This is a genomic window from Aeromonas sp. R6-2 (genome assembly GCF_040908155.1).
Taxonomy (GTDB): Bacteria; Pseudomonadota; Gammaproteobacteria; order Enterobacterales; family Aeromonadaceae; genus Aeromonas; species Aeromonas schubertii.
Window position 1 is genome coordinate 19,974 of sequence record NZ_JBFODE010000044.1, and the last position, 14,891, is coordinate 34,864.

General features: G+C 61.6%; 9 protein-coding genes. 1 reads left to right on the forward strand and 8 read right to left on the reverse strand.

Annotated features, from left to right (window positions below; all coding sequences use genetic code 11):
• Positions 1-34: 34 nt before the first annotated feature.
• The 5 genes from AB5Y48_RS11560 to arcB form a co-directional block, all read right to left on the reverse strand.
• Positions 35-1,249, reverse strand: coding sequence for an EAL domain-containing protein (locus AB5Y48_RS11560; RefSeq protein WP_050665177.1), 1,215 nt, complete (start codon positions 1,247-1,249; stop codon positions 35-37).
• Positions 1,239-5,510 carry a transporter substrate-binding domain-containing protein gene (locus AB5Y48_RS11565; RefSeq protein WP_368164532.1) on the reverse strand — a complete coding sequence of 1,424 codons (4,272 nt, stop codon included), beginning with the start codon at positions 5,508-5,510 and terminating at the stop codon, positions 1,239-1,241. The genes AB5Y48_RS11560 and AB5Y48_RS11565 overlap by 11 nt, the downstream gene beginning before the upstream one ends.
• A 178-nt stretch (positions 5,511-5,688) precedes the next feature.
• Positions 5,689-5,898: a hypothetical protein gene (locus tag AB5Y48_RS11570; RefSeq protein ID WP_050665179.1), complete on the reverse strand. Its 210-nt coding sequence runs from the start codon at positions 5,896-5,898 to the stop codon at positions 5,689-5,691.
• A gap of 271 nt (positions 5,899-6,169) precedes the next feature.
• Positions 6,170-7,507: a dGTPase gene (gene dgt / locus AB5Y48_RS11575; RefSeq protein WP_368164534.1), complete on the reverse strand. Its 1,338-nt coding sequence runs from the start codon at positions 7,505-7,507 to the stop codon at positions 6,170-6,172.
• A 10-nt stretch (positions 7,508-7,517) separates the two neighbouring features.
• A complete protein-coding gene (arcB, locus tag AB5Y48_RS11580; RefSeq protein ID WP_050665181.1) occupies positions 7,518-9,824 on the reverse strand; it encodes an aerobic respiration two-component sensor histidine kinase ArcB in 2,307 nt (768 codons plus the stop codon).
• A gap of 218 nt (positions 9,825-10,042) precedes the next feature.
• Between arcB and AB5Y48_RS11585 the strand changes: the two genes are divergently transcribed.
• Entirely contained in the window at positions 10,043-11,047 is a 1,005-nt protein-coding gene (locus AB5Y48_RS11585; protein ID WP_050665182.1) for a DUF2860 family protein, read from the forward strand.
• A 13-nt stretch (positions 11,048-11,060) separates the two neighbouring features.
• Here the strand turns inward: AB5Y48_RS11585 and AB5Y48_RS11590 are convergent, their stop codons facing one another.
• The 3 genes from AB5Y48_RS11590 to AB5Y48_RS11600 form a co-directional block, all read right to left on the reverse strand.
• A complete protein-coding gene (locus tag AB5Y48_RS11590) occupies positions 11,061-12,353 on the reverse strand; it encodes an FAD-binding oxidoreductase (protein WP_162491600.1) in 1,293 nt (430 codons plus the stop codon).
• Positions 12,354-12,500: 147 nt separating this feature from the next.
• The gene (fbaA, locus tag AB5Y48_RS11595; protein WP_050665184.1) at positions 12,501-13,580 is read right to left on the reverse strand and encodes a class II fructose-bisphosphate aldolase; all 1,080 of its coding nucleotides are present in this window, start codon (positions 13,578-13,580) and stop codon (positions 12,501-12,503) included.
• 117 nt (positions 13,581-13,697) lie between these two features.
• Entirely contained in the window at positions 13,698-14,861 is a 1,164-nt protein-coding gene (locus AB5Y48_RS11600) for a phosphoglycerate kinase (protein WP_050665185.1), read from the reverse strand.
• Positions 14,862-14,891 lie beyond the last annotated feature (30 nt).

The following is a 14,891-nucleotide window of genomic DNA, read 5'->3' on the forward strand; positions in this document are numbered from 1 at the left end:
GAACGACCCTGTTCCTTATGGCGCATCCTGCGCCCTATTCACCACTCAGGCGGGGGATGACCTCTTGCCACTCCCGGTGCCACTCCTGCAGCTTCTCTCTGGGCATGGGGCGCCCGGAGAAGAAGCCCTGGCAGACATCACACCCCAAGCTGGCCAGTTGCTGCCAGGTCTCTATGTCCTCAACCCCCTCGGCCACCGACTTGAGCCCCAGCTTGCGAGCCAGCTCGATGCTCGACTCAATGATGGCAAGGCGGGAAGGGTCCCGATAACAGCCATCCACGAAGGAGCGGTCCAGCTTGAGTTCGGTGAAGGGGAGCAACGCCAGCTGCTGCATGGAGGAGTAACCGGTGCCAAAATCGTCGATGGAGAGGCCAAAGCCGTGCATCCGAAGGCGAGTCAGCACCTCGAGGGACTGGCCCAGATCCTTGACGAAGGCGCTCTCGGTCACCTCCAGGGTGATCAGCTCGGGGTTGATGCTCCAGCGCTGACACTGGTCGATCAGGATGGCACACAGATCCCCCTCGATGAGGGAGGTGGTCGAGAGGTTCATCGACAGGTTGAGAGAGAGCCCCGTCTCCTGCCAGAGGTGGCCATCCTTGAGGGTGGCCCGGATGATCTGCTCGGTCAGCTCATCGATAAGCCCCGAGTGTTCCGCCAGAGGGATAAAGCGGGAGGGCATGATCAGCCCCTGCTCGGGATGGAGCCAGCGCGCCAGCGCCTCGAGGCCGACCCACTCCCCGCTGGAGAAGGAGACTTTGGGCTGATACCAGGGGAGCAGCTCACCGTATTCCAGGGCCCTGCGCAGATCGTCGAGATCTATCTCCTGCCTCGCTCCCGCCTCCTTGCCCCGAACGGGATGGGGCCTCCAGCTCTCGATCATCTGCCGGATCCGGGCCTGACTGGCCGGTTTTTCCAACCGCCCCAACACCTGCAGACCGTAGGCACTGCTCATGCGCAGCACGGCGCCCACCACATCCTCCTCGAGCGCACTGGAGAGGATGATGCCACCGTGAAAACCGCTCAGGGAGAGGCGCCTGAGCAAGGCCATCCCGTCCATACCGGGCATTCGCAGATCACAAAAGAGGATATCCACCGGTTGGCTGTCACAGATGGCCAAGGCTTGCTCGCCATCGGCGGCCTCCAGCAAACGGCTGTACCCCAGTCCGCCGAGTTGGTGCAACAACGCCTTGCGCTGGAAGGCATGATCCTCCACCACCAGAATCACCACATCGTGCTGTCTATTGTTCATCGAGCCATAGTCCAATGTCGTTTTCGATTTGCTGCATCATTTGCCAAACGCTCTGTGCCAGAGGGGCAACCCTGTCCCATTGACGTAGACGCGCCACACTCTCCAGCCTGGCGGCCTCATCGGCCAACGACTCATATCCCGCCATCCGTGCAGCCCCCTTGACCCTGTGCGCCGCCTCGATGAGGGGAGCGGCCTCCCTGTGCTCCACGGCCTCTTCGATCACCCGCCCATCCTGGCGATTGGAGGCGATAAACTCTTGAGCCATGGCGCCCGCCGTCGCGACATCGCCAAACAACCTTATCCAATTATCAGCCAATTCAGCATATTGGGGATCCTCTGTGACAGTCGGCCCGGTCACTGCCGTCGTCGGCAACCATTGGGAGAGCATCTGCCACAGGGTCTCCAGGGTGTAAGGTTTGAACAGGCTGTCACTCATCCCCGAGTAGGCCATCTTGGCCACCGCCTCTCCCGAGGTGTCGGCCGTCACCCCTATGATGGGGCGCTCATCCCCTTGCTGACGCAGGCGCCGGGTCAGGGAGTAGCCATCGAGCACCGGCATGTGGCAATCGGTCAACAGCAGGTCAAACGGCTCTCTCTGCCAGACGGCAAGGGCTTGCTCCCCCTCTTCCACCACGGTGGCCGTCACCCCCAGGGTCTCCAGCTGGCGGGCAATCAGGGCGCGATTGATCGGATGATCGTCGGCGACCAGCACTCGGCCCACCAGGCGCCCTGGCGCTCGCTTGGCCATGACATCGCTACGGCTGGGGGCCAACAACTGCTGACAGCTCTCCAGCAACAGATCAGGGTAGAGAGGCTGGGTGCCAAGACGCCACCACTGCTTGTCCAGGCGGCTTCGCACCGCCTCGCGGGGGGAGAGGATGATGCCTCCCTGCATGCGGCTGCGCAACCGCTCCGACTCGCGGGCACCGAGCACCGCCTCCAGCTCCGCCTCATCGGCCAGCAGGAAGCCGTCATCGAGAGAGCCCAGTTGCTGCCGATCGACCAACTGCAAGATGGCTCCCTGACGCGTCAGCAGAGGATGCCAGGAGGCCTCCCCCAATACCCACCAGCGCCTTCCCTGCAGAGAGGGTGGCGTACTCCACGGGGAGGACAAGGGGAGGGTGAAGGTCACCGAGGTCCCCTCTCCCGGGGCGCTGACGAGCGTCAACTCCCCCCCCATCTGCGCGATCAACTGGTGGCAGATAGCCAATCCCAGACCAGTCCCCCCATAACGGCGGGAAATATCGGACTCCACCTGCTCGAAGGGGGTAAAGAGGAGCGACTGCTTCTCGGAGGCAATACCAATACCGCTGTCGGATACGGTAACCCGCAGCAGGGCACCATCCCCCTCCACCGCGATCCGAATACTCCCCCGCTCGGTAAATTTCACCGCATTGCTGAGCAGGTTGGAGAGCACCTGCCCCACCCGAATCGCGTCCAGCTCGGCCCTGTCGGGGACTCCCTCTCCCCACAGCAGCTCGACGGCAAGCCCCTTGCCATGGGCCTTGGCCGCATGGCCCCGCACCACGTCACACACCATGCGGCACAGCTCGCAGGGCTGAACATCCAGATGGAGCTGACCGGCCTCTATCTTGGAGAAGTCGAGTATATCGTTGACCAGATAGAGCAGGTTGTTGGTCGAGGCGACCACGTTGTGGAGCAGATAACGCTGGTCCTCATCCAGTGCACTCATCTGCAGCAGCTCCAGCATGCCGTGCATGCCCGAGATGGGGGTGCGCAGCTCATGGCTCATGGTGGCCAGGAAACGGCTGCGGGCCTGCATGGCACGCTCGGCCGTGTTACGGGCCTGCTGCAGCTCCAGGGCCTGACGGGTCAGCGCCGTGATATCTTGCACCATGACATAGAGCATGAAGCTGCCATCGGGCAGGGGGTCGACCCTACCCTTGACCTGGAAGTTGAGCACTTCACCGGAGGGGGCCGTGATAGGCAATACGAGATCGAGGCGATGTTCGGTCTCGACCTGATGTGCCAGTTGGGGGCCGAAGCGATCCAGATCAAGAGCATAACCGTGCAGCTCCAGCGCCTGGTGAAAACCGCTGGTTTGCAACAAGAGATCACGGCGTATCCCCAGCAAGGGCTCGATCCCGGCGCTGGCATAGAGAAACTCACCGACATTGAGACCCAGGTAATGGTACTGGTAGACGAAGCCCGGTACGTTGTCGGTCAACTGGGTCAGCCTGGACTCCATCTCCCGGGCATGGCGCTGGGCCTGACGCAAATCGGTGATGTCGGTGAGCACGGTCAGAATGCCCAGCTGTTTGCCATCGGCCCCCGACAGCCGCCGCTTGGTATAGAGCATCTCATGTTCCACACCATCCTGGAGCTGCACCTCCCCGTGGCCATTGATCTCGATACCACTCTCCCAGACCCGGGTGTCTTCGGCCATCACCCTCTCCCGTATCGCTTCGGGCAGGTTGTCCTTGAGCAGGTGGTGGTAGCTCCCCTTGAGATCGCGGCCGCCGAAGAAGAGATTGCGATAGGCTCGATTGGACATGGTGATCTCGTGATGTGCGTTGGTCAGCACCACCAGATTGGGCAGGGTATCAAGCAGCATCTGCACGAAGGCCAGTTGCTCGGCCAGACGCTGCTCCGCCTCGAGGCGCTGGCTTATCTGCCGGCGCAGGGTACGGTTCCAACCGAAGAAGATGAGACTACAAAGCAGGAAGAGCCCCCCAGCGATCCCTCCCCAGAAGAGAACCCGCTCACGGTTCACCCCCGTCTGTATGGTCAGACTGAGCCAGCGTTTTTCCAGTGTAGTGAGCTCTTCCCGGCTCACCGTCAGCAGGGCCTTGCTCAGGATCTGCTGCAGCAACTCCCGCTGGCGAAGTACGCCCATGGCGATGGGGAGATTGAGCTCTTCACCCGAATAGACCAACACATAGCGCTGGTTAAATCCCCTGGCAATGGAGTCCTGAAGGGTACTGATACTCATCAGCACATAATCGACACGGCCCGCATCGAGCAGTGCCAATAACTGGGTATCGCTGGGCACCAGGACGGTGGTCGCCCCAACCGCATCGAGCATTTCACCCTCGACCGAGGCGGCGACCATCCCCACCCGTTTGCCCCTTAGCAGATCGAGGCTCGGTAGCTCGGTGGCCCCCAGCCGGCCCACCACTACCCGCTTCACGCTGGCATAGTCAGGTGTGAAGAGGATGGAGCGACGGCGCACCGGTGTGGGCGTCATGGCAGGGAGAAAGTCCACCTTCCCCTCCCGCAGCAGTCGTTGACTCTCCTCCCAGGAGCGGGTCGGCACCAGAGTAAAATTCAGTCCGGTACGTTGCCTTATCAGACGCAGCAGATCGCTGAGATAGCCGCGCAGCTCACCGTTTTTATCGATCTCGCTAAAGCTGGGCCAATCCGGCGCGATGGCGAAACGCAAGGGGCCATGGTCCAACAGCCAATCCCGCTGGGCACGGGTAAAGCTGGCATTGTAAGGCGCTTGGGCACTTCCCAACTCCCCCAACGGCGAGGCCTCAAAGATGGCCTTTCTCTCATCGAGGGGGATCTGGTTCATGCCCCAGGTAATCGCCCTCTTCAACATGGGCTCACGAGTGGCGATAGAGATGGAGAGATGCATCGGATCCAGCCAGGCAGGCGTGACCACCAGCAGGGGCGATGAGGTGAAGTGCTGATACCATCTCAGGGTCGGCAAATCGGCCACATAAGCATCGAGGAGCTGCCGCTTGACCAGCAACACGCCCTCCTGATCGCTGTCGACCTCGACCACCAGCCCCATCCCCAATCCACGCAAGGCCTCACAGTTGGCACTGGCGCGCTCACAACCGACTCGCATCACGGCCGTTTGCTGTTGCGTCGGCTCAGGGGTTCCGTCCCGCAGCAACAGGGCCCTGGGGATATTGAGCAGCCCCAGCTCCAACCGCTCAGCCCCCTTGCCCGCAGGGCCGGCAAAGCCAAAGAGCAGGTCAACCTCCCCCCGGGTCACCGCCTCCTGGGCCAGATGGAAGGTGAGATAGGGACGAAAATGCACGGTGACCCCCAACACCTGTGCGAGATGCTGGGAAAAGTCGATGAGAGGACCACTGAATCCCCCTCTGCCATCGATGTAGAGATAGGGCGGCCACCCCTTGGCAGGTACCCCCATGCTTAATTCGGTGTGTACCTTCAGCCAGGCGCTCAGCCCCCTCTCGGCACCAATTCCAGAGGGACGCTCGACCGCCCCCGCCCACACGGGCAGCAGCAACCATAACAGAAGAGCTTTTAAGCAGAGGGTACGCATCGTGAATGTTTCATGTTAAATGGCCGGCAATAATAGTGTTTTTTCTCAATTTGAATAATAAAAAAACAATAAAACCAGTTGGCAGCGAATGAAATCCCCGCCTGAATCCTTTAGCGGAATAAAATGGGGAGGCCTCGCCTCCCCTTGCTTCGGGTCCGGGGGAAACGCCCCCCCGGGATTACCGTATTCGATTCCCAAGGCGAAAGCCGGTTTGATATTGCCGCTCCAGGATCAGGTTCACGGCCGGCCCCTGCTCACGCCCCTCCAGCCCGATGTCACGGAGCAGAGCCGGGGAGAGATGAACCGCCATGAGGCGACGCTCGATGCGGGCAATACGACGCTGTACCAGGCTTTCCACGCCACGCAGCAGAACCAGTTCGATAGACATAAAAGATCTCCGTCAGAGCCCGTCGGCACTCCCGGAGAGAGGAACATCACCCTGCGAAAGTGTCGCGGGTGATGATTAAAAGGGGGGTTATTCCCTGCTCATCCCACGCGAGAGACGTGCGCACGCATCCGCGCTCAGATGGCGCAGTGAGGTCGCTTGTTGGGTCATGAGTTGATTCATGATCGTCTCCTCGCAGATGAAAGGTTGAACAGGTTGCAGCAGTCTAAAAAAACGATGCCCCCATGGCAATCGGACTCATCCCATTTGGGGGTCACAGGCCACAGAGCAGGCGATACTCCTGCTGAATATAGGTGTCCGTCATACCGCTCACGTAATCGAGCAGCAGCCTGACCCTGTAATACCACTCCTGATGCGGTGGATCGGGGAAACGGGGATCCGCACAGGCGATGGCACGCTGATAGGCCCGGATATGGCGGGCCGAGAGGCGATGCACCAGGCGGCGCAGCACGAAGAGCCCCTGGCTGTCACCGGCCAGCAGCCCCTGAAAACGGTCGGTCGGCAGCGCCAACAACTCTCCGTAGGTATCCAGCACGGTGCGCAGGGCCGCATAGCCCTCCAGCTCCAGCGCCTCCACCTCTGGCCTCAGGAAGACCTCTTCGCGAGCCACCTGGCGCAGGCGATCCAGCGCCCTGGCTGGCGCCGTCTGACCGTGGAGCAAGGGGCGAGGGTAACGTCCGGCCAGGATCGCCTCGTGCTCGGCCAGATAGGTCCGGGCGGCCAACGCCACCAACTCGGCGGTGAGCCGCTCCCGAAAGGGGGCGAAGAAGCGCGGGTCCGTCGCCAGCGCCTCCTCGATCAGCTCGCCAAGGTAGGGCTCGGCACTCTCGCGCAGCGCCTTTTGCAGCTTCTCGCTGGAGAGAATGCGCCTGTCCACCGCATCCTCCAGATCGGCGATGCAGTAAGAGATATCGTCGGCCGCCTCCATGATATAGGCGAGGGGATGGCGAGCCCCGGGCTCCAGGCCGAGGGAGTGCCACAGCCCGGCGATAAGCGGGCGCTCACTCAGGTAGACACCGCACTTGGCCTGCCATCCCTCTCCCTTGCCCTCCCCCGGGTACTTGCACAGGGCCGCCAGCTGCCCCTGGGTGAGATCCAGCTCGTGCAATGAGTGCACCAGCCGCAGGCTCTGGGCATTGCCGTCGAAGTGGCAGAGGTCCTCCCGAAACGGGAGCCACCGGGGGAGGTTAGCCTGCCCCAAGGCCGCAAGGTAGCAGCGATCGTGATGGGTCTGCATCCACTGCCCTATCACCTGCTCCCCGAAGTGACCGAAAGGGGGGTTGCCCACGTCGTGCAGCAGGGAGGCCATCTCCACCAGGTTGATGAAGACCAGCGAAGGCACTCCGGCATCGGGCAGTGCCGCCAGGATCTGCCTGGCTATTTGACGACCCGTCTCCTGCACCTCGAGGGAGTGGGTGAGACGGCTGCGCACCGACGCCTTCACATCCAGGGGAAAGACCTGGGTCTTCTGCTGTAACCGACGCACGGGCGCCGCCTGGACAATGCGGGCCCGATCCCGTTCGGTCGCCTCGAGCAACCCCTCCCCGACCGGCCGCAAAGAGCGCAAGGGGGGGATCAAACGTGCATACATGGGTCTCTCCTCAGCTCTCTAGCCAGCGCCGCAGCGCCTTGAGATCCGCCGGATATTCACGGCGCATCGCCTCGATCCAGTCCTCCACGTTCTCCCACCAGGCGGGGAGATCGGGGCTCTGGATCTGCTGGGCCAGCCCCTGAATGCGGCGCAACCCGATGGAGCCTGCGGCCCCTTTGATTTTATGCGCCTCCTCGGCAATCCCCTTCTGATCCCGCGCCGTCATGTTGGAGTCGAGCACCGCCATATAGTCGGGCATCATCTTCTCGAAGAGATCGACGCTGGATCGCATCAGCGGCTTGCCCACCGCCCCGGCATAATCCTCCAGGAAGGCGAGATCGAGCACACCGCTGCCACCGCTCTCAAGCGGGGCCTCCTCATCCATGCCAGCAAACAGCCGCCCCAGCACATGGCGTACCGCCGCCGAACCGATGGGTTTACGCAGCACATCGACCATGCCGGCATCGAGGTAGGTCTGGCGATCGGTCACCAGATTGGCGGTGAGGGCCACCATGGGGGGCAACACCTCCCCGTAACGCTCGAGCAGAATGCGGGCGATATCGAAGCCGGTCATATCGGGCAGCTGAATATCGAGCAGGATGAGATCGAAATCATCCGGATTGGCCTTGGCCAGGGCCTCGGCCCCGTTTCGGGCCACCTCGACCCTGTGGCCAAACTTCTGCAGCAGGGCACTCGCGACCGTGATGTTGAGCTCCACATCCTCCACCAGGAGGATATCGAGACTCGGTATCTCGCCAAGCTCCCCCGGTGCCTCCGGGGCATCGGCCAGATCGACCTCCAGCTCCACGGTGAAACAGGCCCCCTCTCCCTGATCGCTGTCGACCATGAGACAGCCCCCCATGGCCTCCACCAGCTGACGCGAGACCGCCAGACCGATGCCGGTGCCGATGGCGTGCTTCTGCTCCCCCTTGACCTGATAGTACATGGCGAAGATCTTCTCCTGCTCCGCCGGGGCGATACCGATGCCGGTGTCCTCCACCTCGAAGTGCAGCGCCAATCGCTGCTCGTCGTCACCCGGATGAACCAGACAACGCACCGTCACGCCGCCCTCGTCGGTAAACTTGACCGCATTGCCCACCAGGTTCCAGAGGATCTGTCGCAACCGGGTGCCATCGGCCATGACGAAGCGAGGCACATCCCCATCCCGGTCGAAATGCAGATAGAGCCCTTTCTGCTCCGCCTGAATACGCGACAGGGTTTCGAGTTCGTCGAGGAAGGCCGGCAGCTCGAGACGGGCCGGGGCTATCTCGAGGCGACGGCGGTCGAGTTTGTCCAGATCGATGATGTCGTTGAAGATATTGCCCAGGGTCACGGCGCTCAGGTGGATGGTCCTGAGCTGCTGATGACGGGTCTCGTCGAGGGGGGTATCGAGCAGGATGCGGCTCAAGCCCACGATGCCGTTGAGCGGTGTACGCAGCTCGTGGCTAATGGTGGAGATGAAGGTGGTCTTGTCGCGGCTCGCCTTCTCCAGCTTGTCCTGATACTGCTTGCGCTCGGTGATGTCACGGCCAAAGCCGAGCAGGCCCAGGCGCTTGCCGAAGCGATCGTAGAAGGGAACCTTGCGCAGCTCGAAGTAGGCCTTGCGCCCGTCCGGATACTCCAGCCACTGCTCATAGGTGAGCGGACTGTCGTCGTTAAAGACCTTGCGATCCGTCTCCACGATACGGGCCGCGATATCGGCCTTGTAAACATCGAACGGGGTGAGACCGATAAGCTCCGACTCGCTGCGCCCGGTCAGCTCCTCCATGGCCCGGTTACAGCCGGAGAACTGCTCCTGTTCGTTGCGGTAATAGACCAGATCCGGTGAGCAGTCGATAAAGGAGCGCAGCAGGGCGGTGCGCTCCTCCAGATGGAGCTGGGCCTTCTCCCGCTGGAACACCTCGTTTTCGAGATCCTCGATGGCCTGCTGGCGGGCCTTCTCCAACTGCTGGGTCTGGCCAATCTGGGCATTGAGGCGGGTGATGTTCTCCTGCAGTTGGCGGTTAAGCTCCAGATCCCGCTCACGCATCTCCTGCAGCTTGGTCACCATACGACTCAGGCGCTGGCGGGAGTCTTCCAGCTGGTCGACCACGATGGAGAGAAAGTAGACGGCCCAGGGGGTCACCAGCAGGCCGAAGAAGATGGAACGCACCAGATCGACCATGTCGACCGCATTGCGTAAAAACAGGGTCACCCCCATCTGTATCGACACCGCCAACACTATGATGCCGGTCGCCAGCAACATGCTGAAACGCACCAGACCGAGCTTGGTCATCAGGTCGACGTAATACTGGGCCCACGACTTGATCTGCTTCATCCATCCGATCCCTTCTCATATTTGGCCAACAGCATACCAGTCGGCGCGCCCGGACTCACCTGCCCGAATGTCGCCCAGCTCGCAGGGAATTGATTTAATATGGGCCGGGTCGCAGGGAATTGATTTAATATGGGCCGGGTCGCGCCCTGGTCATCCCGGATTCATCACAGATGGCTATCATGCGCGCCCGATCCCCACCCTGCTCAGGAGACCACTGAATGAAATATGCCTTGCTGCCACTGGCCCTGCTCGGCGCTCACCCGGCGCTGGCCGATGTGACCACCATCCCCACCCAATCCGGTTTTTCCGGGTTCGTCATGGGGGGCGTGACGGCCCGCCAGTATGAATCCAATCTCTTCAAGGGAGACAAGGGGGACTCACGCCTGGATGCGCTCGACACCAGCCCATCCCGGCATGACGCTCTCAAGCCCCTGTTCGGGGCCGATCTTCGCTACACCTTCGCCGAGACCGGTACCCAGATCTTCCTGGGTAACCTGATCCAGGATGCGGTGCGCTACGATCTCACCCAGCAGCTGGGCATTCGCCAGCAGTGGGGCAATCTGGGCATCTTCTCGGCCGGCTATGTCTTCTCGGCCATGCCCACCGAGACCTGGAGCGATCCCTATTTCGTCTCGGGTGAGCGCAGCGAAACCGACTACAGCACCCGGGGTGTGCGGCTGGGCTGGGACAACATAGGCCACAGCAAGGTGAATGCGGCCTACACCTGGCGACGCAGCCAGGTCGACGACGAGCAGAGTGGCCGGCAGTTGGTGAGCCAGGGGAAACTGAGCCAGGAGCAGGCGGCCATGCTCGATCGCAACGGCGATCTGCACCGACTCGAATTCTCCTACGACTGGCAGCTGCCTTCGGGCCACTTGTTGAGCCCGGCCCTCATCTACAAGCGGGCAGAGCTCGATGGTGCCGCCGAGCGCAGCGACACCCTGCATCTGCAGTTGACCCATGCCCTGCGCGGACCACAGTGGAGCCTGGTGTCAAACCTCTACGGGGGGTGGCGCCACTACGACGAGGCCAACCCCATCTACGGCCAGAAGGCCGATGCCAACGAATGGGGCGCCAGCAGCACCTTCTTCTGGCACCGTCTGTTCGGGGTTGAGCCGCTCAGCGTCTTCGTAAGCGCCTCGTGGGGCAGTGCCGACGCCGATATCGACTTCTACGACTCGACCATGCTCGCCGTCAGCACCGGGCTCATGTACCGGCTCTGACAGCCGACCCCGTTTAGAGCAGATCCTTGAGACGGTACCAGAGCATACCAAGTGCCAAGAGGGGGGAGCGCAGATGAGGTCCCCCCGGGAAGCGCAGATGGGGCACGGCGGCGAAGAGATCGAAGCCCCGGCTGTGGCCATGGATCGCCTCGGCGAGCAGGCTGGCAGCCAGGTGGGTCGCATTGACCCCGTGCCCCGAGTAAGCCTGGGCGTAGTAAACATTGGGATGATCCGGCAAGCGCCCGATCTGCGGCAATCGGTTGGCGCCGATACCAATCATCCCTCCCCATTGAAACTCGATGGCGGTCTCGGCCAGCTCGGGGAAGACCCGTAGCAGCTTGGGTTGCATGAAGGCCTTGATGTCCTTGGGGTCGCGCCCAGAGTAGTTGCAGGCTCCCCCGAACAACAGGCGACCGTCCGCCGAGAGACGATAGTAGTCCAGCGCCACATTCTGATCGCACACCGCCATATTCTGCGGCAGCAGCCGCTCACGGACCCGCTTGGGCAGTACCTCGGTAGCCAGAATATAGGAGCCTGCCGGCAGCACCCTGGCCCCCAGCTCCCGATCCAGTTCGTTGAGATAGGCGTTGCAACCGAGCACCAGGGTATCGGCCTCGACCCTTCCATGGCGAGTGGTCACCCTGACCTTGCTACCGTAGTCAACCCGCGTCACCTGGGAGTGCTCGAACAGGCGCACACCTAAAGAGGCGGCGGCGCGGGCCTCACCGAGGGCCAGATTGAGGGGATGCAGATGGCCAGAGCCCATATCCACCATGCCACCTATGTAGCGATCCGAGCCGACGATGGCGTGGATCTCCTCCTTCGGCACCTGGCGCACCTCGAAGGGGTAATCGAGTGATTCCAGGTGACGCTGGGCCGCCTCGAAATCCACCAGGTGGCGCCACTTGGTTGCCAGATCGCAATAACCCAGGGTGAGATCACACTCAATCCCGAAACGGGCAATGCGATCCTTGACCAGCTGCACCGCCTCGATCCCCATCCGATCCAGCTCGCGCACCCCTTCCTCTCCGATATAGCGCGCGAACTGGCTGGTATCGTGGCCAACCCCGCGAATAAGCTGGCCACCATTGCGCCCGGACGCTCCCCAGCCGATGCGTCGCCCCTCCAGCAGAACCACGTCATAGCCGAGTTCGGCCAGATTGATGGCGGTGTTGAGGCCGGTAAAGCCCCCCCCGACGACGCAGACATCGGCGCGGATCTCCCCCTCCAGTTCGGGCCAGAGGGTGTCGTCATTGCGGGTTGCGGCGTAGTAAGAGTGGGGGTGTTCCTGTGCTCCAGGGGTCATCATCAGCATCCTGCCAGTGAATAAGATGTTTACCAAACTAAACGAATTTGGCCGCTATGCCCACTACTCCGGCTGTGATGTTTATCAAACAAAAACAAAAGGCGCCCCGAAGGGCGCCTTTTCATGCAATCGAGGTGCTGTAACGAATTACAGTACGTCGATGGCGTTCAGGTCGGAGAAAGCCTGCTCCAGACGCTTGATCATGGAAGTCTGGCCTTCACGCAACCATACGCGCGGGTCGTAGTACTTCTTGTTCGGCTTGTCGGCACCTTCCGGGTTGCCCAGCTGGCCTTGCAGGTAAGCTTCGTTCTTCTTGTAGAAGTTCAGCAGACCTTCCCAGGTCGCCCACTGGGTGTCGGTGTCGATGTTCATCTTCACCACGCCGTAGGAGATGGACTCGCGGATCTCTTCCAGAGTGGAGCCGGAGCCACCGTGGAACACGAAGTCCAGGCTCTTGGCCGGCACACCAAACTTCTCGGAGACGTACTTCTGGGAGGCGTCCAGGATGGAGGGGGTCAGCTTGACGTTACCCGGCTTGTAAACACCGTGCACGTTGCCGAAGGAGGCAGCGATGGTGAAGCGCGGGCTGATCTTGGACAGACGCTCGTAGGCGTAAGCCACGTCTTCCGGCTGGGTGTACAGGGCGGACTGATCCATGTGGCTGTTGTCCACGCCATCTTCTTCGCCACCGGTGCAACCCAGTTCCAGCTCCAGAGTCATGTCCATCTTGGCCATGCGGGTCAGGTACTCGCAGCAGATGTCGATGTTCTCTTCCAGAGACTCTTCGGAGAGATCCAGCATGTGGGAGGAGAACAGCGGCTTGCCGGTCTCGGCGAAGTGCTTCTCGCCGGCTTCCAGCAGACCGTCGATCCACGGCAGCAGCTTCTTGGCAGCGTGGTCGGTGTGCAGGATCACCGGCACACCGTAGGCTTCGGCCACGGCGTGAACGTGCTTGGCACCGGAGATGGCACCGATGATGGCAGCCTTCTGACCTTCCAGCTTCAGACCCTTACCGGCGGTAAAGACGGCGCCGCCGTTGGAGAACTGAACGATGACCGGAGCCTTCACCTTGGCGGCCGCTTCCAGCACGGCGTTGACGGAGTCGGTACCGACGCAGTTGACCGCCGGCAGGGCAAAGCCATTCTCCTTGGCGACAGCGAATACCTTCTGAACGTCATCACCGGTGATAACGCCGGGTTTTACGAAGTCGAAAATCTTCTTAGACATGTTTCTCGTCCTATTCTCGTATGCCGATAAAAAATTGTGGGGGTTCATCATGAACCGGCATGGGCGGGCACATGATAGACGAAACGGGAGGCTTTTGCCCCCCGTTTCGGGTCACGATCAGGCTTTGGCGCGCTCTTCCAGGATGGCGACGGCCGGCAGCTTCTTGCCCTCTACAAACTCCAGGAAGGCGCCGCCGCCGGTGGAGATGTAGGAGACCTTGTCGGCAATGCCGAACTTGTCGATGGCGGCCAGGGTGTCACCACCGCCAGCGATGGAGAAGGCCGGGGATTCGGCGATGGCGCGGGCGATCACTTCGGTACCCTTGGCGAACTGGTCAAACTCGAACACGCCGACCGGACCGTTCCACAGGATGGTCTTGGCGTTCATGATGATGTCGGCCAGGGCCTTGGCGGAATCCGGACCGATGTCGAAGATCATGTCGTCGTCAGACACGTCAGCCACAGACTTGGTGGTGGCCGGGGTGGTCTCGGAGAACTCTTTACCCACGACTACGTCGGTGGTGGCCGGGATGGAGGTCTCGGCAGCCAGCTTCTTGGCGGTGTCGATCAGGTCGTGCTCGCACAGGGACTTGCCGACGTTGTGACCGGCAGCGGCGATGAAGGTGTTGGCGATGCCACCACCGACCACCAGCTGGTCAGCGATCTTGGAGAGGGACTCCAGTACGGTCAGCTTGGTGGAGACCTTGGAGCCACCGACGATGGCAACCATGGGACGAGCCGGGTTGTCCATGGCCTTGCCGAGGGCTTCCAGCTCACCAGCCAGCAGCGGGCCGGCACAGGCAACCGGCGCGTACTGAGCCACACCGTAGGTGGAGCCTTCGGCGCGGTGAGCGGTACCAAATGCATCCATTACAAAGACGTCACACAGGGCGGCGTACTTCTTGGCCAGCTCTTCGGTGTTCTTCTTCTCACCCTTGTTGAAACGGCAGTTTTCCAGAACGACCAGCTCACCGGCGGCGACGTCCACGCCATCCAGGTAATCCTTGGCCAGGCGAACTTCGCAGGACAGAGCGTCTTTCAGATAGTTGACGACCGGTTGCAGGGAGAACTCTTCGTTGTACTCGCCTTCGGTCGGACGACCCAGGTGGGAGGTGATCATCAGCTTGGCACCCTTCTCCAGAGCCAGCTTGATGGTCGGCAGGGTGGCTTTGATCCGTGCATCGGAGGTGACCTTGCCGTCTTTTACCGGCACGTTCAGGTCAGCACGGATCAGGACGCGTTTACCAGCCAGATCCAGGTCGGTCATCTTGATAACAGACATATTCAGTCCTCTATATTTTTCCAGGTAATG